Genomic DNA, 21,629 nt, shown 5'->3' with positions numbered 1-21,629 from the left:
AAAAAGCATAAATATGTATTTTTACCCAAAAGGCAAAATCACAATGATGAAAGTAAAACCGGTTTTCTTGTATATTCTGGGAGTTGGACTGCTGATTTTTGGCAATCGTGATCTTTGGGATGAACTTCAGGAAGAACGTGCAGAAATACAAAAACAGCAGGATTTATTAAAGATACAAAAAGAAGTTCTTAACCAGCAGTTTGACAGTCAAAAACTTCAATATGATTCTGTTACAAAGAAATGGAAAAATCCTGAATTTTATTTTCAGGTCGTAAATGTTGGCAAGATCAACTTTAAAGCACTGAAGAAGGGTAAAACTAAAGTTGAAACAGATACCGACGAAGATGCCACAGACAGCCAATAACACTTACCTATCACAAACCAGGAAACTGTTTCATTGTAACATCAGGATAAAAATACCTGCTGACTGTCATGAAAGTATATTAGAGCGTGGTTTTGCGCTGCTTGAATATATTGACAAACAGTATAATTCATATACAGAGGGCTCTATATTTAATAATATAAACACCAACGCAGGACATTGGACTGATATTGATGAGAACACAGCAATAATGCTTCAAAGTATTTCTAAAATAAGTGAGATATGCAATGGTGCCTATGATATTACTGTAATGCCTCTGCTAAGGCTTTGGGGATTTTACAATAACGGTTCGAGTATTGTTCCTTTAAAAGAACAATTACAAAAGGCGATCAGTAAGGTTGATCATACTAAAATAAAACTGGATGGTTTAAAAGTAATGATCGGTAAAGATCAGGAAATAATTACAGGTTCTTTTATAAAAGCTTTTGCAGTAGATGTATTGGTAAAACAACTTATTGAAGAAGGAGTGACCAATGGTGTTATAAATGCCGGAGGAAGTACTATATATTCAATTAACAAGGGTCAATATGTACCAAGAGACATAAACTTGCCTCATCCTTTTAAAAAAGATGAAAAGCTCGGCAATATTAATATTTCCAATGCCAGTTTCTCTTTATCAGCAGCCATATCGGGGTTTATAACTATAGACGGCAAAAAATACGGGCATATAATCAACGCTAAAACAGGCAATCCTTCGGCAAACATACAGGTTGGTATTATTTGCAAAAGTGCCTTTTTGAGCGATGTCCTGTCTACGGCATTATTTAGCATCAATGAAGAAAACTTTGAAGCCGTTACAACCGAATTAAAAGCCCATTTTGATTTTGAAGCTTATCTCATTACACAGCAGGGTTATATAAAAGCAACAGATTATGCACCGTTTAAAGCACTAAAAATATGATGCATATTATATCTTTAAAAAATAAAACAAAGCATATACCAATAACTGCATTTGCAGATCCTCCTGAATTATATGTACCGTTGCAGGGCTACAAAGGTATAATGCAGCTACTCGTACAGCCTGGTACAACCGTAAAAAAACACCAAAAAATTGCCGAATTAACAGGAACCTTTGCATGCTGTATACATGCACCTGTATCTGGAATTGTTCAGGGAATAGAAGATATTAATGGGCAACCTCACGTAAAACTCCTCAACGATTTTAAGGAGGATGAATATGAGTTGCCTGCCTTGAAGCCCGAAAGATTATCGGCCGCAGATATTTTGTTGGGACTTAAAGAATATGGTATTGAAGGCAGTGGCGGAGCACGCTTCCCAACGCATCTTAAATATAACATACACGACAGTCCTATTGATACTTTTATAATTAACGGAGCCGAATGCGAACCCTATTTGAGTGCTGACTATGCAATTCTAAAAAACGAAAGTATGGCTTTGGTAAAAGCTATCGGTTTGCTTCAAAAAGTAATTAATGCCAAAACGGTTGTGATTGCCATAGAAAAGCAGCATAAAGAACTTAAAAAGCTGTTAGCATCAAATTTATCTGAACAGAGAATTAAAATTCATTTATTGCCTAATGAATACCCTCAGGGTGGCGAGCTGCAACTTATAAAATCGGTTACTGGAAAAGAGCTGCCCAAAGGCTGTGTGCCGTCTCAGCACGGTATTGTAGTTAGCAACGTAGGAACACTTTGGGCTGTATATAATGCCTTTTATAGCAACAAACCTTATGTCGAAAGAATTATAACAATATCCGGTGAAAAGGCTAAAAATTTGGGCAATTACATAGTAAAAGTAGGTACACCCGTTTCATTTATAATTAATAAGGTTGGGTTGGAAGATAAAACCTCCGATCAAACAGTAATACTTGGAGGCCCTATGATGGGCAAAGCTATTGATGATGATCGAACCCCGATACATAAAGGTACAGGAGGTTTATTAATTCTTCCTGAACATAAGAATAATAATTACAACTGTATACAATGTGGCTACTGTGCCGATGTTTGCCCACAAAAGCTTATGCCTATGGAATTTGTTCGCACAGAAGCACAACAGGATACAGAAAAACTGTTACAGCTACACCTTAACGATTGTATAGAATGCGGTGCCTGCGCCTATGTGTGCCCCAGCGATATACCGCTAATGAAAAATATTTTTGCAGGAAAGCAAGCACTCAGGGCAAGCTAAATAATAAATGTAATGAATTTAAACCCGTATATAAAACCTAAATATAACTCCACGTTGTCGGTAATGACAGATGTTATAATAGCACTGTTTCCTTTGGTGGCTATAGCATATTTTGCTTATGGCATGCAGGCATTGCTTATTATTGGAACAGGTGTAGGAACAGCGTTATTTACCGATTTTATTTTTTCGGTTATACTCATTAAAAAATGGAATGCCATATTTGACGGATCGGCCATTATAACAGGACTGTTATTGTCTTTTACGCTATCGCCGGTTACACCATTATATGTTGTTGCTTTTGGTGCATTTACGGCTATATTGTTTGGTAAGCTGCTTTGGGGTGGATTGGGAAAGAATCGCTTTAATCCGGCTCTTGTTGGACGTGAATTTATGACTGTTTTTTTCCCGGTAATGACATCTGCATCTATATGGGCAACAAAATCATTTATAAAAATCAAAGAGACAGATGTTTTTATTACTAATGGCAGTTTTTTTAATGAATATTCTGCAGGGCTTTTATATAAGACTACAGGGGCTATGGGCGAATATTCGGTAGCAGCGATTGCTTTAGGCGGACTATATCTGCTTGTAAGAAAACGCATTTCATGGCACATTCCTTTTGGTTTGCTACTTGTATTCAGCATTTGCTTTTGGCTCATTAATGATGGTGACGACCTTAAATATTCTGCCGGAGGCGTTTTACTTGGAGCACTATTTATGGCAACAGATATGCCCTCCAGCCCCAACTCACCAAACGGCAAACTTTATTATGGAGCTATGATCGGGCTATGCGCCTTTTTTTTTATACTGGCAGGCGTGCGTTTTGAATATATGTCATTTTCTATATTGTTGCTCAATGGCTTTTGTTTTAAGATCAATGAAATATTTATGCCACGGGTGTGGGGTCATAAAACCGACTTTAAATCATTTGCAGAAAAAATATTCCTCCTTACTCTTTTAATATTGGGAGGTGTAATGGCACTATTATCTGCACACTATTATGGTTTAATCCATTATCTGGTATATGCTTACATTATTTATATGATCTTCAAATTCAATTTTTCTTTCAGTAATAAAATTTCAAATCCAATTTAAAAAATATTTTATGAAAAAAATACTTATGCTTGTAATGCTTGCTGCCATTGTTGTTTCCTGCAACGATGCAGCACCTATTCAGCAAACCACCTACACAGGCTCTCAAAAGCAGGCCATATTAGATAATATACTTACCCGAAGGTCTATAAGGAAGTATACAGCACAACAGGTAACCAAAGCACAAATAGATACTATAATGAAAAGTGCTATATATGCTCCGAGTGCCTTAAACAAGCAGCCATGGGAAGTGCGTGTGGTACAAAACCAGGAAATATTAAAAGAAATAAACCAACGCTTTTTAAATTTTGCAGAGGGTAAAGAGTTTCAGGGTAGTGCGGCACACTATAAAGAACCCGGATTCAGTATTTTTCATAATGCACCAACCCTTATTGTAATTGCACGAGATAAGAGCAGTGACATTAGCTATCTTGACAGTGGTATTATCCTTCAAAACATTTTACTTAGCTCTCATGCAATAGGCCTGGGAACATGCCCGTTGGGTACACTGGTATCAATATTAAATAATCCCGATAATAAAGACATTCTTGAACTTTTAAATATACCTGATGGCTATGAAGTTGCCATAAACATATCTTTAGGCTATCCGGCTGAAGCACCTGTTGCTCCAAAACGTTTTGCCCAAAAAGTAAAAATTATAGAATAGTTACGAATAAGACTGAGTATACAAACCCGCTAAATACTTGCAATGGTATTTAGCGGGTTTTCTGTTTGTTATTCCTCATCACTTAATTAACTTTACGTTAACAAATTTAGTTAGTAATCCTAACTAAATTTGTACTGACAATAATGTCAGATAATTTTATAACTATAATCATGGCAAAACATGTTTTTTATCATGCAGGTTGTCCGGTTTGCGTAAGCGCAGAACAGGATATTGTAAAACTTATTGGAGAAGATACAGTTGAAATTGTGCATCTTGGCGACCAGAAACACAGAGTGGCACAGGCAGACAAAGAAGGAGTGAAATCGGTTCCGGCACTTGTGCTTGAGGGCGGAAATGTACTACACATTAATTTTGGAGCTTCGCTTGAAGATCTTAAAAACTAATAAATAATCATGCTCCCGCAAATGCGGGAGCATTTTAAAATTTAAGATTATGAAAGTAGCAGTATGGGATACTTATGTTAGAAAAGGCGACGGAGGTATCATGCACTTTGATATCCTTGTGCCGGACACTATAAAAGAACAGGAAATAATATTTAATTTTGGAAAATTATATCTCAAAAATAAAGGCGAGTCAGGAAATATTTTAAATGCTGATGAATGCAGGTTTTGCCACATCGAAACCGCACCGCAAAAAGTTATTGATGATATAAATGCCAACGGATATTCTATTATAGAAATGGAAAATTGTAATTAAAACATGAATCGATCCCAAACACCTGAAACTGACAGGCAAATTCTATTTTCTTTAGAAAGAATCTCCGAGGCTTTCAGGGTTTTGTTATGGGAACAAAGCAAAGAAACCGGTCTTAGCCCAATACAAATTCAAATACTTATATTTATAAGCTCACATCAACCCGAAAAGTGCCGCATTACCTATTTAGCTGAAGAATTTAACCTTACAAAGGCTACTGTGAGTGATTCGGTAAAAGTGCTTATAATTAAAGGATATTTGTCTAAAATTATTAATCCGGCTGATAGTCGAAGTTTTAGTCTTGCCCTTACATCATTAGGATTGGCAACAGCAAAGCAGGTTTCAGGTTTTAACGATGTGTTTAGCAACCTGATGTCTAACATCAGTATAGCTGAAAAAAATAATTTTTATAATGTCCTGCACAGCATCATAAAAGGCCTTAATAGCAGCGGGGTTATTTCTATACAACGCAATTGCTTGTCTTGCAGATTTTATACCGTTGGAAAGGACAGTCATTTTTGCAGGCTACTCAATATTCCTCTCATGGATTATGAGTTGCGAATGGATTGTGCCGAACATGAGGCAAGGGCATAATAACGAAAACAATCATTTATGAAACTCCATATTTTACAACATGTTCATTTTGAAGGCCCCGGTCATATATTAAGGTGGGCTGAAAATCATGATATAGAGGTTAGCTACACCAGATTATATGAAGATAATTTTAGTTTTCCTGATTTGGCATTGTTTGATATATTGATCATTATGGGTGGACCAATGAGTGTAAATGATAAACTTTTACTACCCTGGATTAATGATGAGATGGCATTTATAAAGCATTGCATGGATACAAACAAACCTATGCTTGGAATATGCCTTGGCGCACAGTTAATTGCTGCCGTACTTGGAGCCGATGTTGTAAGTGCAAAAAATAAGGAAATTGGATGGTATGAAGTAAAAAACGCAGTTTTATCTGAAAAATGGCCATGGAAGCTTTTTAACGACTCCCAGTTAGTATTTCATTGGCATGGAGAACAATTTGAAATTCCTGAAAATGCATATGGCACTCTTGCGTCGGTAGCAAACTCAAATCAGGGATTTATATTTCGCAGTAATGTTATTGGCCTGCAGTTCCATCTTGAAGCCACAGTAGATAGTATTGAACATTTACTTACCTATGCTTCAGAAGATTTAACTGACAATACTTTTGTTCAGACAAAAGAAGAAATCAGATCCTTAACCCCTGATAATGTTTTAAGATCAAATATTATTTTAGAACAAATTTTAGACCGTTTAATAAGTTAATTTACAATATATAAACTTTTAATAATAAACCCTTTGCCTATTATTACATAAGCAAAGGGTTTAATTTAAAAAATTATAAAACACTTACTGCAACCTGTTGCAAAATACCTAATTCCTGCATACAGTTTTTCATCATTTTATAAGTCCTTATAATATCGTTATCAAGACCAATAGAAAAGCGGATCAATCCGTCAGTAAGGCCCATTTGTTGTTGCTCGTCTAAAGGTATCTCGCTTGATGTTGATGTGCCGGGAGCACTAAACAATGTTTTATAAAAGCCAAGGCTAACGGCAAGATAGCCAAGATTACGGTGCTGCATCAGCTCCATTAACTCATTGGCTTTATCAATGCTTCCAACATCAATGGTCATCATGCCTCCATAACCATATTCATGGTTTATCATACTTTTATAAAGCTCATGTCCAGGATGACTTTCCAGCCCTGGATAAACAGTTTTCAATCCGTCGTTCTCGAAACGTTCAGCTAAGTACAGTGCATTATAACTGTGCTGTTTCATACGAATATGAAGTGTGCGCAGGTTTTTCATAATACTTGCCGACCGAAGACTGTCCATAGTAGGACCAAGCAACATGGCTGCACCATTGTTTACATTTCGCAGGTCGTCTATAAAGCTTTGTGTACCGCAGGTAACACCTCCCACAGTATCACTGCTACCGTTTATAAACTTAGTAAGGCTGTGTATCACTACATCGGCACCCAGTTTTGCAGGAGCGACAGATAGGGGAGAGAACGTATTATCTACAACCAGTTTAATATTGTGTTTTTTTGCAATTTTAGCAAGCCCGGCTATATCGGCAATTTCCAGTAATGGATTGCTCACTGTTTCACAAAACAGCACTTTTGTATTAGGGGTTATAGCTGCCTCTACAGCATGTAGTTTTGTGGTATCGGTAAAAGTGGTAGTAATACCCAAACCCGGTAAAAAGTTTTTCATAAAGGCATATGTTCCACCATAAATAGTGCGGCTGGATACAATATGATCGCCAGCTTTACACAATTGAAGCAAAGTGCTGGTAATTGCTCCCATGCCAGACGCCGTTACATTGGCGGTTTCTGTACCTTCCATAGCTGCAAGTGCCTGGCCAAGGTATAAATTGCTGGGAGATGAGTGCCTTGAATACAGATAACAACCCTCAGCATTGCCCTCAAAAGTATCGAACATGGTCTTTGCTGAAAGAAATGTATAGGTAGAAGAATCAGAAATAGAAGGGTTTACTCCACCAAATTCTCCAAAATACTGTAAGTCCTGTATGTTGTCGGCCGGATTAAAATTTTTCATGATAAAAAGGTTTGGATTAGTATTTCAAAATGACTGATTTTAAACAACAAAATCAATACAAATTTTATTTTATAGATTTTAAATCTTTATTTTTGAATTATATTAGATTTATTTTCTATCAATTGTAGTCATTCGATAGATATGCTTAAAAATTTTCAGTATGACTTTAGATGAAACCGATAAAACATTACTATATCTGTTGCAGGAAGATAGTTCGCAAACAACCAAACAGTTATCTATTAAACTTGGCCTTTCCGTAACAGCCGTTTATGAACGTGTAAAGAAACTGGAACGTGAAAATGTCATCAGCCGCTATGTAGCCTTAGTAGACCGTAATAAAGTAAACAGGGCATTTGTGGTTTTTTGCCATGTAAAGCTCGTGCAGCATACTAAAGAATATATAGCTAAATTTGAACAACAGGTAGCAAAGCTGGATGAAGTATTAGAATGTTATCATGTAAGCGGAGATTATGATTACATACTCAAAATATATGTAGCGAATATGGAAGAGTACCGTGAATTTATGGTAACCAAGCTTACAACATTGCAACACATTGGGAGCACTCACAGTACTTTTATGATAGGCGAAGTAAAAAACAGTAATATAATTACGGCATAATAATTAGGGCCATAATGAAACGCATACCTGTTTTACTGCTTTTATTAATTTTGATTTTTCAAAGCTGTATAGTTGAAGCTGACGAGTACGACAGTCCTGTTTTTTATTTTAATACTGCTCAACCCGCAGCTCATTCCGAACTAAAAGAGTATCCCTTAAAATTTAGAGGCCGCTATATTTCTGACGAATTGACTCTTGTAATCAACGGTCAGGAAATTTTTTATGAAATCCCTTTAAACAGAAAAGAACCTAAAAGTATTTTGAATGATAGTATAAAAGAAAAATTTAGCTATAAAAATGGTAAATTATATTCTAAAGGTGTTGCTTTTGATGTTATTGAAAAAAATGACTCTTTATATTTATCTGCTATAATAAAGGATTATCTATTTAAACTGGATGAAACTCATATTGCTAAAGCAATAAATAATCATCTTATTTTAAGTAGCCGCGATTCTATATTTTGGAAAGTTAAGATATTTTCTTTGGAAGGTGACTCTCTTAAATTTAGGCGCTATAATTCTAAAAAAGATTTTATTAATATCCAAACAGTTGTTAAGAACATGGATTTTAATAGTGATACAACAATTGTAAAATTGACACCATCATACAAAGAATTTAAAAACTTAATTGAACTTAGATCAGTCGGGAGTGGTAGAAGCTATCAAAAGCTTAAATAATGTTTGCAATTGCTTTAAACTTAATTTATTTTCAGTAAAATAAGTTTAAAATTATTCAGTAAATAAAAAAAGTAAATTATTTTTTTATTATTCATTTTTATATTGTTGCTAAATTAGTATATTTATGCAAAAATAATATATATGGATATTTTAGCCTGCCCAAAGTGCCAAAACGATCAGATTGTTAAAAGCGGCGTGGTTAACGATAAACAAAGGTATTTATGCAAAAAATGCAAATACTATTTTACGGTAAACAAACTAGGCAAAAAGATAGATAACTACTATGTTACTAAGGCATTGCAACTATATCTGGAAGGACTTAGCTACAGAGAAATTGAGCGTATTTTGGGTGTCTCCCACGTTACTATCAGCAACTGGGTTAAGGAATTTAATATCACCAAGCCATCCCATGGTGATTATCATCCTACATATAAGATTTTTAACCACTTAGAGCTTGTAGAATATCTTAAAAACAAGCAGCAATTATCGGGTGCAGGTATGATCATTACTGAGCTTGGCGATAAATTTATGCTTATAAAATGGGAGCGTTTTAAAGATTAACTATACCACTTTACATAAATATATATTAATATTAGCATTCAATGGTTAAAATTTTAGAATTTAGAGGAAAGAAACAAACATTCGTTCACCTAAATCCTATTATTAACCATGAAAAAATTATCCATCATCGCGGGTTTACTCCTGTTTTCCTGGACAGGTTTTTCGCAGGGATCTTCAGAATACGGGTCGGGTTTAAAGTTTAACCTAGACTCTACGGGCACAAAATATATGCGTGCTATAGTTTGGAACCAGATATGGTTCCGCTCTTCCGAAATGAATCCCGGCACCATGATAAACGGCGAGGCAGCTACTTCCAGTACCGATATTGGCAGCCGCAGGCTTCGTATGTTATTATATGCACAAATATCTAAACGATATATGGTGCTTGCACATTTTGGTATTAATAACCAAACATTTACCAATGGTGGAGCTGCAAGTACTGTAGGCACAGGCGGATATGGTGCTGCTAAAAAACCCGGTATCTTTTTTCATGATGCATGGAACGAGTATGCTGTAATACTTCCGGGAGAGAGCGGAAAATTCAGCCTGAGCCTGGGTGGTGGTTTGCATTACTATATGGGACTTTCCCGTATGACAATGTCTTCTACGTTAAACTATCTTGCTGCTGATGCTCCTATATTCAACTGGCCTCTTATTGAAAACTCTGACCAGTTTGCGCGCCAGATGGGTTTATTTGCTAAAGGTAAATATGGCAAGTTTGAATACAGACTTAGCTATAATAAACCATTTGCTACAAATATAAATGTATTAGAAACCAATACGGGAGGCGGCTATGTAAGGCCTGAAGGTGTTGCTTATGATAATAGTGGGAATACAAAATGGAGCAAGGCAGGATATTTTGAATACCAGTTCCTTGAAACCGAAAGCAACCTGTTGCCTTATAAAGTGGGTAGCTATGTGGGCACGAAAAAGGTATTTAATGTGGGAGCCGGTTTTTATATGGCGCCCGATGGCACCCGATCACGCAATGCTGCCGGTACACAGGATAAACACGATATAAACCTGTTTGCAGGAGATGTTTTTTTAGATATGCCGATAGGTACTAAAAAAGCAGCGATAACAGCTTACAGCGTGTTTTACAGCTACGATTTTGGTTCAAACTACCTGCGCGACCTTGGTATAATGAATGTGGGTGTGCCTGATGCAGGTTTTACAGGCACGAGGGCACTTGCAGGAGCAGGTAACGCACAGCCAACTATTGGCAGCGGAACAATATGGTACACGCAGGCAGGTTATCTTATTCCCGATTCAAGTGAGAAGCCTAAAGTAAGGGTGCAGCCGTTTGGTGCTTTTACCCACAAAAACTTTGATGCTCTCGACAAAGCCAGTGCCCAGTTTGATATTGGATCTAACTTTTATATAGATGGGCATCATGCCAAGATAACTACTCAATATTCTACAAGGCCGGTATATACAACCCCATCTTCATCAAGCTTAAAAGGAGAATTCTTAGTACAACTTCAAATTTATCTGTAAAACTATAATTAACTAAACAAATGAGTAACGAGCAAACATCTACAAAAGGGATCTGGAAGGTTATTACCGCATCGTCCCTCGGTACACTTATAGAGTGGTATGACTTTTACATTTTCGGCAGCCTTGCCGTTGTAATCTCTACCAAATTCTTCCCGGCCGATAATCCTACGGCGGCGTTTCTTTCTACACTGGCAACCTTTGCCGCAGGTTTTGTTGTAAGGCCATTTGGGGCATTGTTCTTTGGCCGTCTTGGCGATATTATTGGGCGAAAATATACCTTTATGGTAACGCTTTTGCTAATGGGTGGAGCAACATTTTTAATAGGCTGTATTCCCAGTTATGAAAGTATAGGTTTCTGGGCACCTCTCGCCGTGCTGATACTCCGCTTATTACAGGGGCTTGCCTTGGGTGGAGAATATGGCGGAGCGGCGACGTATGTGGCAGAACACTCGCCTAACAACCAACGTGGTTACTGGACCTCCTGGATTCAAACCATGGCAACTTTTGGCCTCTTTATATCGCTGATGGTTATACTGGCTACAAGAGCAGCCATGAGCGCAGAAGACTTTGACCTTTGGGGATGGAGGATACCATTTCTTATTTCGATACTAATGGTAGTGGTATCTTATGTTATCCGAAGGAAAATGCACGAATCTCCTGTATTTGCAAAAGCCAAAGCTGAGGGCAAGACAACAACAAACCCTTTAAAAGAAAGTTTTGGTAATAAGTACAACCTTAAGTTTGTATTGCTTGCGCTATTTGGCGCGGCAATGGGGCAGGGTGTTGTGTGGTACACCGGGCAGTTCTATGCCATGAGCTTCCTTAAAACAGTTATGTTTATTGATTCTTCGCAGGTAGATGCATTACTTGGTATAGCTTTGTTTATTGCAACACCTTTCTTTGTGTTCTTTGGATGGCTGAGCGACAGGGTTGGGCGTAAGACCATCATGATGACAGGTATGCTGGCAGCTATATTGCTTTACAGGCCTATTTATACTGCAATGTATAAAACGACAGATATAACAACTAAAACAGAGCTTGTAGATAAAGCATCTGTTGAAAGCATAACAAAAGAAACTGCCGAAGGAGCCATAGATTCTGTATATACCTCTAAAAAAGAGTTTGAAGACGGTACCAAATGGGTTCAGGTTAAAACAGTTCACCTTAAAGACGGACAGCCGATTATGGTAGACGGCAAGGCAAAAGCCGACACAAAAACTACTATAACTATTAATGATAGTGACCGTTGGTGGTTGATACTGTTGGTGTTTATACAGGTAATATTTGTGACCATGGTGTATGGGCCGATAGCAGCATTCCTTGTAGAGATGTTCCCTGTTAAGATTCGTTATACTTCGATGTCACTGCCATATCACGTAGGTAACGGTATTTTTGGAGGATTGCTCCCGGCAATATCCACCTACTTTGTAACGACAGCCAAAGATGCAGGCGATCCTGAGTTTTACCTTGAAGGGTTATGGTATCCTATTGTAATAGCGGCCATTAGCTTTGTGGTAGGTATGGTATATTTAAAAGCGAAAAACAACGTAGAACACGACTAATACACTATAGTTATGAAAGCATTAAAAAGAATTTTAGGAATAGTATGGATGGCTCTTGCCTTAGCTGCCGCCTACTTTTGTATATTTGAATTTGGTTTGCCTAAATTTTCATCGGGCAAACAGGAAGACCTTGTGTTTGGCATTATTATACTATTTATACTAACACCGCTAATTGTAGCAGGCTTGGGTATATTTGGGTTTTATGCTGTTAAAGGCGAATATGATAATGTGTAGTTAATTTAGTTTTGAATATTTGCTGTAGCCTCCCCGCAAGCGGAGGCTATGGCTATTATAAACACTTATGAAAAAAAGGCACGAGCAAAAACTTATTATTCTGGCTGTTATGCTCTTAGTAGCATTCAATATGCCTTTGCTGTTACTGTTTGACAGTGCACAATCTATAGGAGGGATCCCGCTCATTTATGTTTACTTTTTTTCGATATGGGCGGCATCAATACTGTTATCATTATTTGTAATAAAAAGGTATTATGAATAGTATAGTATTGTTGCTTATTCTTGCGGTTTATCTTGGGCTTTTATTTTTTGTTGCACACTGGGCAGAAAAAAAAGGCAACAGTAAATGGACAAACAACCCGTATGTTTATTCATTATCGCTTGCAGTATATTGTTCTGCCTGGACATACTATGGTAGTATAGGCGTTGCTGCGAACTCCGGCCTTAATTATCTGCCTACTTATATTGGCCCAATAATAGGCATACCTGCATGGATATTTATACTTGTACGTATTATCCGTATATCACGCATCAACAAAGTATCGAGCATAGCCGACTTTATTTCGCTTCGCTATGGTAACAGTCGTTTTTTAGGGGCTATAGTATCAGTGGTTTGCCTATTGGGAATATTACCCTATATAGCACTGCAGCTCAAAGCGATATCAGAAACATTTCACGTAGTAGCAAAAACATCTCAGGCATCAGCTTTTTTTAGCGATACAACTACTTATGTAGCCATTGCATTGGCATTATTTTCATCTTACTATGGCACCCGCTATGTAGATGCATCCGAAAAGCGTAAGGGTATTGTTACAGCCGTAGCTATGGAATCGTTACTAAAGCTGTTTTTCTTTCTTTTGGTAGGGCTCTATGTTACCTTTTTTGTATTCGATGGTTTTGATGATATTTACACACAGGCATCGGCCATAGAAAGTTTTGCAGAGAAAAACACCATAGGCGGCATACCACAGGCCATTAATTGGTTTTTACTGTGTGTTCTTTCGCTATTCGCCATATTTTTATTGCCAAGGCAGTTCCAAATGTCGGTTATAGAAAATCATCGCGAAAGCCATGTTCGCACGGCATTGTGGCTTTTCCCGCTTTACCTTTTGCTTATAAATATTTTTGTATATCCTATAGCGTGGGGAGGTAACATAATTTTTGAAGGAAAATTTGTAAACGCCGATACCTATTCGCTGCTTATACCTCAATTAATGGGCAACCAATTTATAACGGTCTTAGTATTTTTAGGAGGGTTCTCAGCCGCCATAAGCATGATCGTGGTTGCCTGCATTGGCCTGTCTACCATGTTGAGTAATAACATATTGATTCCTTACGGATATTTAGGCACATTACAATCGGTAAACCCGGAACAAAATACGCGACGCATTGTAAACATTAGGCGCATAGGTATCTTTAGCCTTATCATAATTGCCTATCTGCTTTACAGAATGGTAGTGCTCGATTATAACCTTGTGTCTATCGGGCTCGTATCATTCGTAATTATAGCGCAGCTTGCACCTGCTTTTTTTGGAGCCATACTCTGGAGGCGTGGCTCAAGGCTTGGTGCAATATGGGGAATTACTATGGGTTTTGCAGTATGTACTTTTACATTACTGATTCCATATGCAACAGGAGCATCGCACATGGGCAGCAGTTTTATTTCTAATGGCCTTTTCGGAATAGATATGTTAAAACCCTTTGAACTTTTTGGCCTTGATTATCTTGATCCAATTCCGCATGCATTATTTTGGAGCATGTTCGCTAATATCTTTACTTTTCTTGTGGTATCGGTAACTTTCAGGGGTAATTACAGGGAGCGCAATTATGCCGAAATGTTTATAGATATAGACAAATACATAACCATGCACGAAAACGCTTTTATATGGAAAGGTACTGCATATACAAGTGAGATACAAAATGTATTGAACCGCTTTTTGGGTGAAGAGCGCACTGCAAGAGCATTAAATATTTTTCATGCAAAATATGATGTAGACCGTAACCAGAACATAGCCGATGCACGCCTTATTAAGTTTGCCGAAAATTTACTTACAGGCCACATAGGTACGGCATCAGCCAGGATACTAATATCGAGTGTGGTTAAGGAAGACAAAATAACGCTTCCGGAGCTGCTCAATATACTGGAGGAATCTAAAGAGAATATCATCATTAATAAAAAACTTACGGATACTTCCAACAAACTTAAAGTTACAACTAAAGAATTGCAACGTGCCAATGAAAAACTGGTGTTTAAAGACCGCCAAAAGGATGAGTTTTTAGATACCGTTACCCATGAGTTGCGCACGCCTATAACAGCTATAAAAGCTGCCAGCGAAATTTTGTATGAAGATGACGAAATACCCGAGGGGCTTAGAAAACAGTTTTTGCAGAATATAATATCCGAATCGGACAGGCTTAACAGGCTCATTGACAAAATCCTTGACCTTGAAAGGTTTGAAACCGGCAAACAACGCATGAATGCCACGGTGAATAATCTTGACACTACAATGGAAAAAGCCCTTGAACCCCTGCAACAACTCATAAAAAACAAGGGCATAACCATACATCAGATAAAATGCGGTACTGTAAATGCGTTTTATGATGAGGACAGAATAATACAGGTAATAACAAATCTTGTGTCTAATGCCATAAAGTTTTGTCCTGAACAAAACGGTAGTATCTTTATCACGATAAATGCAGATGACAGAGATATCATAACTACGGTAAACGATAATGGTAAAGGCATAGACCCGGACGATCTTGAAACTATTTTTGATAAATTTTATCAGTCTAATAACCAAAACATTAAAAAACCCGTGGGCAGTGGGTTGGGCTTGGCTATAAGCCGACAGATAATAGAATATCATAAAGGTAGGATATGGGCTCAAAACCGTGAGAGTGGGGGAGCCAGCCTTATTTTTACATTACCGATACATAACTAACCACGCGACAAACCAAAATGCAAAATGAAAAAGATCTTAATTGTAGACGATGAACCTAACATAGTAATGTCTCTGGAATATACTTTTAAAAAGAACAATTTTGAAGTATATATAGCCCGCGACGGACAGGAAGCACTGGAGTTGCTAAAAACACACTCTCCGGATGTAATTATACTCGATGTAATGATGCCTCATGTAGATGGTTATGCAACGCTAGAACAGATAAAACAAAATCAGAGACTTAAAAATTGTAAGGTTATATTCTTATCTGCAAAAAACAAAGAGGCAGATATTGAAAAAGGATTATCATTAGGGGCAAACCTATATTTAACAAAGCCATTTTCGATTAAAAAACTTACAGAAGAAGTCAATTTGCTTTTAGAAGAAAAGTAATACTAAAAAACTTCTAAAAATAGCTGAATTATAATGTTATATATATTATTTTTGCATAAATATATAGGATTTAAAAAATATCATTAATATATTTACGTAGTCTTTAAAAAACAAAACAAAACTAACGCAATGAGTTACTATCAGGTACAAAACTTAGAACAATACTTTAAGCACTATAATAAATCAGTGAGAGAGCCCAGAAAGTTTTGGGATAAAGTAGCTGATGAAAACTTTACATGGTACCAAAAATGGGATAAAGTTGTAGAGTTTGATATGCAGGAGGCCGATGTAAAGTGGTTTATTAATGCAAAGGTTAACATTACAAAAAACTGTATAGACCGTCATTTGGCAAAAAGAGGCGATAAAACTGCCATTCTTTTTGAACCTAATAATCCTGATGAAGAGGCACAAAAAATAACCTACAACGAACTGTACGATCGTGTAGCTAAAATGGCTAATGTTTTACGTGAGCAAGGCATTAAAAAGGGAGACAGGGTATGTATATACCTGCCAATGATACCGGAACTTGCCGTAGCAGTACTGGCATGTGCAAGAATTGGCGCTATACACTCTGTAATATTTGCTGGTTTCTCGGCTTCGGCGGTAGCCAGCAGGGTAACCGATTCAGGCTGTAAAATGGTAATAACCTCAGATGGTGGCTACCGTGGCAGCAAAACCATTGATCTTAAAGGAATTGTAGATGAGGCGCTTAAAAGCTGCCCAACTGTAGAGAAAGTATTGGTAGTAAAACGTACTAATGCAGAAATAAATATGAAAGAAGGGCGTGACCAATGGCTACAGCCACTTCTTGACGAAGCTATTGCTAACAACGTTGCCGAAATAATGGATGCTGAAGATCCTTTGTTCATTCTATACACATCGGGTTCTACAGGGAAACCAAAAGGAATGCTGCACACTACAGCAGGTTATATGGTTTATGCAGCGTATACATTTAAAAACATATTTGCTTACGAAGAGAATGATATTTACTGGTGTACTGCCGATATAGGCTGGATTACAGGGCACTCATACATACTTTACGGACCATTGTTAAACGGTGCAACTACTGTGCTTTTTGAAGGTGTACCATCATACCCTGATTTTGGACGTTTTTGGGAAGTTATAGACAAACATAAGGTTACACAGTTCTATACAGCACCAACTGCTATTCGTTCGTTGGCTAAAGAAAACTGGAGTTGGGTAGATAAACATGACCTTAGTTCGCTTAAAGTGATAGGGTCAGTAGGAGAGCCTATTAATGAAGAGGCATGGCACTGGTATAATGACCACGTTGGTAAAAAGAAATCGCCAATTGTAGACACATGGTGGCAAACTGAAACAGGTGGTATAATGATATCTCCATTACCGTTCGTTACTCCAACAAAACCAACCTATGCAACATTACCGCTACCGGGAGTACAGCCGGTGCTTATGGATGAGAGGCGTAATGAAATTGAAGGCAACCAGGTAGTGGGAAGTCTTTGTATTAAATTTCCTTGGCCGGGCATGGCGCGTACCATTTGGGGTGACCACCAAAGATTTAAAGATACTTATTTTAGTACTTTCCCTGGTAAATATTTTACAGGAGACGGTGCGTTGCGCGATGAAGTAGGCTATTACAGAATCACGGGGCGTGTAGACGATGTTGTAATTGTATCGGGCCACAATCTGGGCACAGCTCCAATTGAAGATGCTATTAATGAGCACCCTGCAGTTGCCGAATCCGCTATTGTTGGTTTCCCTCACGATGTTAAGGGTAGCGCACTTTACGGATTTATAATCCTTAAAGAATCAGGTGCAGGACGTGTTAAAGAAAATCTTGAAAAAGAGATCAATGAGCATATTTCGAGCCACATTGGACCTATTGCCAAGCTTGACAAAATACAGTTTGTTTCCGGACTTCCAAAAACGCGCTCGGGCAAGATCATGAGGAGAATATTACGTAAAATTGCCGAGGGCGACTTTAGTAATTTCGGTGATACAACTACACTTTTAAATCCTGAAATTATTGAGGAAATTAAAAAAGGAAAAATAGAATAGTTACAGTCCTAAACATATACAAACGGTATCATAGATTTTTATGGTACCGTTTTTTTATTATTATTCATTTTAATTATTAACATATTTTGCTGTTTGAGTATAATGCTTATTTGAATATATTTGTAAGGCAACATACTAAAACACCACATAAATGCACGATAATGTTCCGGATGTACACCATCTGATTAAAGCTCTGGAAGCTTCCGGTACAGGAACATGGTGTTTTGATGTGGCATCAGGTAACATAACTGCCGATGCTATTGCCCAACAACTATTTTGCATACCATCTTCAAAAGCAAAATACACACAACTGCTTGCCCAGGCACATCTAGATGACCGTGATACTGTTGGCAATGCTATACTTACTGCTTTATCTTTTGGAGTTTTAAATATAACCTATAATAATGCTGCCGGGCGTATTCAGGTTAAAGGCAAAAGATTTATTGATGAATCAGCTGGTGTAGAAACCTTTCACGGAACCGTTAGGGCAACTTCTGTAAAAACAAAGTCTTTAGCAAAGGCTGCAAAAAATGAAGATACTCTTAACACCATAATCCATCAGGCACCTGTTGCAATAAGTCTTTATGTTGGCCGGGATATGATAATTGGGTTAGCCAATGATGTAATGCTTAGTTTTTGGGGTAAATCAAGGTCTATTATTGGATCTAAGCTTGAAGATGCTGTTCCTGAACTCGAAGGGCAGCCCTTTTTGCAAATACTTGACGATGTTTATACCACCGGCAAAACGTATCAGGTTACAGAAACTCCTGCTATGTTGGCTTTAAACGGTGTGTTGGATACTTACTATTTTGATTTTACATACAAACCCCTTTTTGATGAAAGAGGTAAAGTATATGCAATTATGAATGTTGCAGTTGATGTAACCCAGAAAGTACATTCTAAGGGGTTGTTACAGGAAAGTGAGTCGCTTTTTAGGGCTATAACAGAACAAAGCCCTATGGCAATTGGCCTTTTAAAGGGGAAAGATCTTGTTGTAGAGGTTGGTAACGATAAAATTTTTGAAGTTTGGGGCAAAGATGCTTCTATAATTGGTAAGCCTCTTATTGAGGCACTTCCCGAAATTGAGGATCAGGGATTTATAGATATTTTAAAGAACGTTTATGAAAGCGGAATATCATACAAAGGATATGATGTTTTAGCCAAACTGAGCCATAATGGTGTTTTAAAAAATCTGTATTTTGATTTCATTTATACCCCTTTAAAAGACGAAAATGATAATGCATCGGGCATTCTTATAATGGCAAATGATGTAACCAAACGTGTGCAGACAATTGAAAAGATTGCCGAGAGTGAAGCGAGATTTAAAGCTGTTATCTATTCGGCGCAGGCTGCAATGGCTGTTTTTAAAGGACGGGATCTGGTTACAGATATTGCAAATGATTCTTTCCTTGCCTTTGTAGGACGTACAGAGGAAGAATTTGTAAACAGGCCTTTGTTAGAATCGATGCCGGAACTGCATGGACAGGCATCTATAGGCTTTATGCTCGAAGTGTTTAATACCGGTAAAAAGCTGCACCATTATGGTAGGGAAGTACAAATTATGCGTAACGGCATACTTACAAAAAACTACTATAATGTTAGTTATACGCCTCTTTTTGATGCTAATGGAGTTGTTTATGGGGTTCTGGATATAGCTATTGATGTTACTGAATCTATAAAGGCACGACAGGCAATAGAAGAAGCTGAGGCATCTTTAAGGGGAGCTATAGAACTTGCTGAACTTGGCACATGGAGCCTTGATCCTGAAGCAGGTATTGTAACCTATTCTGAACGGATGTTGCAATGGTTTGGTTTTGACGGAGACCCCGAAGATATTACAGATGTTTATGCTATAATTCATCCTAAAGACAGGCAAAAGGTTGAGCAGGCCGTTACAAGGGCATTAAGTCCCGGTTCTGACGGGTTGTATAATGAAGAGTATACTATCATAAACCGGGTTACAGGTACAAAGCGCATTTTGCATGCCCAAGGTAAAGCTTTTTTTAATGCCGATGGTAAAGCGTACATGATAAGCGGTACGGCTCAGGATATTACTAATCAGCGTGAATTGCAGCTTGCTCTTGAAAATGAGGTTAAAGAGCGTACCGAAGCTCTTAGAAAAGCTAATGAGGACCTTGCTGAAATAAACAACAGATTAGTGAGTACTAACGAAGAGTTAGAACAGTATGCGTATGTAGCAAGCCATGACCTGCAGGAGCCATTGAGAAAGATAAGTATGTTCTCTAACCTGCTCAGGGAGAGAGATACTTTAGGTGTACATAAAACCAATATAGATAAAATAGTAAAGGCAAGCGACAGGATGTCTTTACTGATTAGAGACCTGTTGGAATTTTCAAGACTTTTAAATACCGATGTTAGGTTTGTTAGCGTCAATATAACCAATATCGTAAAAGCTGTTTGCAGCGATTTTGAACTTTTGATAGAAGAGAAAAATGCTGAGATAGAAATAGAGGAACTCCCGGTTATAGATGCTGTTTCATTACAAATGAACCAGCTTTTTTATAACTTAATAGCAAATGCGCTAAAATTTGTAGTGGCAGATAAAACTCCCAAAATTACTGTTACAGCTAAAAAGCTTGAAGTAAATGAGGTTAAAAAACATATCCCAAACCCGCTAAGATCTATAGATTATTACAGGTTTTCGGTTTCAGATAATGGTATTGGTATTGATGAACAATATCAAAAACAGATATTTGAAGTTTTCAAGAGACTGCACTCCCGTACAGAATATTCGGGTTCGGGCATTGGCTTAGCTTTATGCAGGCGCATAGCTTTAAATCATCATGGTGCTATTTATACCGAATCGGTAATAGGAGAGGGGGCAACCTTTCATGTAATACTGCCCCAAAGACAAGTTTAACCTATTCAATTAAATATCTAATTTCTTTTTTAGTTTTAAAAAGATCAATGCAGTTGTATATGCGTTTCCCCATGCAGTATTGCGTTCGCTCTTATCAATATTCAACGCATCGCATAACTCATCCAGACTTGTTGATATGTCGCCCGGCAAATCTTTCCATCGCTGAAAAAGTGCATTAGTATCCATTAAAGGATTTTTTATCCTTCCAAGATCAAGCCGTTTAAGTGCCTGATTTACCATCTCAATATCAAGGTTAACATTATGCCCCACAAGGGTGGAATCTTTTACAAAGTTTAGAAGCTGTATCATTGCTTCTGCCTCAACAACTTTTTCATTTTCAACAGATTTAATCACACCACTTAAAGCAACAGATTGAGGAGTAAACTTATCCTGTTTGATGTAAACCTCCAAAAAATCGCCTACCTCTATGGCATTGCCTACTATACCAATAGCCCCTACAGAAAGAATAACATCTTCTTTCCAATCAAGTCCTGTAGTTTCCATATCAAATACTACATAACGTTTTTGAAGGCTATTGTCATCGCCTTCAAACAGTGAGCTGTAGTTTTTCCAAAACTGCGGAACGTTTCCGGTTAGCCATTCAAAAGCCATACT

The 21,629-nt window shown here is 37.5% G+C and carries 22 protein-coding genes; 20 read left to right on the top strand and 2 right to left on the bottom strand.

All coding sequences use genetic code 11. The annotated features are described in order from the left end of the window. Window positions 1–43: 43 nt before the first annotated feature. The 9 genes from GR160_RS04485 (at window position 44) to GR160_RS04445 (ending at window position 6,308) form a co-directional block, all read left to right on the top strand. The gene (locus tag GR160_RS04485; RefSeq protein ID WP_160748626.1) at window positions 44–364 is read left to right on the top strand and encodes a hypothetical protein; all 321 of its coding nucleotides are present in this window, start codon (window positions 44–46) and stop codon (window positions 362–364) included. Beyond that, window positions 345–1,283, top strand: a complete 939-nt coding sequence (locus GR160_RS04480) for an FAD:protein FMN transferase (protein ID WP_160748625.1) — start codon at window positions 345–347, stop codon at window positions 1,281–1,283. The genes GR160_RS04485 and GR160_RS04480 overlap by 20 nt, the downstream gene beginning before the upstream one ends. Further along, entirely contained in the window at window positions 1,280–2,530 is a 1,251-nt protein-coding gene (gene rsxC / locus GR160_RS04475; protein WP_160748624.1) for an electron transport complex subunit RsxC, read from the top strand. Before GR160_RS04480 ends, rsxC begins: the two co-directional genes overlap by 4 nt. Before the next feature lie 12 nt (window positions 2,531–2,542). Then, window positions 2,543–3,625 carry an RnfABCDGE type electron transport complex subunit D gene (locus GR160_RS04470; RefSeq protein ID WP_160748623.1) on the top strand — a complete coding sequence of 361 codons (1,083 nt, stop codon included), beginning with the start codon at window positions 2,543–2,545 and terminating at the stop codon, window positions 3,623–3,625. A 10-nt stretch (window positions 3,626–3,635) separates the two neighbouring features. Continuing rightward, window positions 3,636–4,289, top strand: coding sequence for a nitroreductase (locus tag GR160_RS04465; protein ID WP_160748622.1), 654 nt, complete (start codon window positions 3,636–3,638; stop codon window positions 4,287–4,289). Between the two features lie 170 nt (window positions 4,290–4,459). Further along, window positions 4,460–4,693 (top strand): conjugal transfer protein TraF, encoded by a 234-nt coding sequence (locus GR160_RS04460; RefSeq protein ID WP_160748621.1) that lies wholly within the window; start codon window positions 4,460–4,462, stop codon window positions 4,691–4,693. 49 nt (window positions 4,694–4,742) lie between these two features. Next, entirely contained in the window at window positions 4,743–5,006 is a 264-nt protein-coding gene (locus GR160_RS04455; protein ID WP_160748620.1) for a DUF2024 family protein, read from the top strand. A gap of 3 nt (window positions 5,007–5,009) precedes the next feature. Next, window positions 5,010–5,597: a MarR family winged helix-turn-helix transcriptional regulator gene (locus GR160_RS04450; RefSeq protein ID WP_160748619.1), complete on the top strand. Its 588-nt coding sequence runs from the start codon at window positions 5,010–5,012 to the stop codon at window positions 5,595–5,597. 18 nt (window positions 5,598–5,615) lie between these two features. Further along, window positions 5,616–6,308, top strand: a complete 693-nt coding sequence (locus tag GR160_RS04445) for a type 1 glutamine amidotransferase (RefSeq protein WP_160748618.1) — start codon at window positions 5,616–5,618, stop codon at window positions 6,306–6,308. A 73-nt stretch (window positions 6,309–6,381) separates the two neighbouring features. On the opposite strand, the gene GR160_RS04440 is transcribed toward GR160_RS04445, so the two are convergent. Continuing rightward, window positions 6,382–7,608, bottom strand: a complete 1,227-nt coding sequence (locus GR160_RS04440) for an aminotransferase class I/II-fold pyridoxal phosphate-dependent enzyme (RefSeq protein ID WP_160748617.1) — start codon at window positions 7,606–7,608, stop codon at window positions 6,382–6,384. Between the two features lie 160 nt (window positions 7,609–7,768). Here GR160_RS04440 and GR160_RS04435 point away from each other — a divergent pair, with 160 nt between their 5' ends. From GR160_RS04435 to GR160_RS04385, 11 genes are all read left to right on the top strand, one after another. After that, window positions 7,769–8,227, top strand: coding sequence for an Lrp/AsnC family transcriptional regulator (locus tag GR160_RS04435; protein WP_160748616.1), 459 nt, complete (start codon window positions 7,769–7,771; stop codon window positions 8,225–8,227). Between the two features lie 14 nt (window positions 8,228–8,241). Next, window positions 8,242–8,904: a hypothetical protein gene (locus GR160_RS04430; protein WP_160748615.1), complete on the top strand. Its 663-nt coding sequence runs from the start codon at window positions 8,242–8,244 to the stop codon at window positions 8,902–8,904. Window positions 8,905–9,045: 141 nt separating this feature from the next. After that, a complete protein-coding gene (locus tag GR160_RS04425) occupies window positions 9,046–9,465 on the top strand; it encodes a helix-turn-helix domain-containing protein (RefSeq protein ID WP_160748614.1) in 420 nt (139 codons plus the stop codon). 108 nt (window positions 9,466–9,573) lie between these two features. Further along, complete coding sequence (locus tag GR160_RS04420; protein ID WP_160748613.1) at window positions 9,574–10,962, top strand: porin; 1,389 nt, start codon at window positions 9,574–9,576, stop codon at window positions 10,960–10,962. A gap of 20 nt (window positions 10,963–10,982) precedes the next feature. Further along, window positions 10,983–12,524, top strand: a complete 1,542-nt coding sequence (locus GR160_RS04415; protein ID WP_160748612.1) for an MFS transporter — start codon at window positions 10,983–10,985, stop codon at window positions 12,522–12,524. A gap of 12 nt (window positions 12,525–12,536) precedes the next feature. Then, window positions 12,537–12,758, top strand: coding sequence for a DUF6814 family protein (locus GR160_RS04410; RefSeq protein WP_160748611.1), 222 nt, complete (start codon window positions 12,537–12,539; stop codon window positions 12,756–12,758). Between the two features lie 67 nt (window positions 12,759–12,825). Next, a complete protein-coding gene (locus GR160_RS04405; RefSeq protein ID WP_160748610.1) occupies window positions 12,826–13,020 on the top strand; it encodes a hypothetical protein in 195 nt (64 codons plus the stop codon). Then, window positions 13,013–15,700, top strand: coding sequence for a sensor histidine kinase (locus tag GR160_RS04400; RefSeq protein ID WP_160748609.1), 2,688 nt, complete (start codon window positions 13,013–13,015; stop codon window positions 15,698–15,700). Before GR160_RS04405 ends, GR160_RS04400 begins: the two co-directional genes overlap by 8 nt. 24 nt (window positions 15,701–15,724) lie before the next feature. Continuing rightward, a complete protein-coding gene (locus GR160_RS04395; RefSeq protein ID WP_160748608.1) occupies window positions 15,725–16,093 on the top strand; it encodes a response regulator transcription factor in 369 nt (122 codons plus the stop codon). 129 nt (window positions 16,094–16,222) lie between these two features. Next, entirely contained in the window at window positions 16,223–18,133 is a 1,911-nt protein-coding gene (acs, locus tag GR160_RS04390; RefSeq protein WP_160748607.1) for an acetate--CoA ligase, read from the top strand. A 151-nt stretch (window positions 18,134–18,284) separates the two neighbouring features. After that, a complete protein-coding gene (locus GR160_RS04385; RefSeq protein ID WP_160748606.1) occupies window positions 18,285–21,014 on the top strand; it encodes a PAS domain S-box protein in 2,730 nt (909 codons plus the stop codon). A gap of 9 nt (window positions 21,015–21,023) precedes the next feature. Here the strand turns inward: GR160_RS04385 and GR160_RS04380 are convergent, their stop codons facing one another. Next, a complete protein-coding gene (locus GR160_RS04380) occupies window positions 21,024–21,626 on the bottom strand; it encodes a PolC-type DNA polymerase III (protein WP_160748605.1) in 603 nt (200 codons plus the stop codon). Between the last annotated feature and the right edge of the window lie 3 nt (window positions 21,627–21,629).

It is taken from the genome of Flavobacterium sp. Sd200, assembly GCF_009826935.1.
Lineage (GTDB): Bacteria > Bacteroidota > Bacteroidia > Flavobacteriales > Flavobacteriaceae > Flavobacterium.
This window is presented reverse-complemented; position numbering and strand designations above follow the sequence as displayed.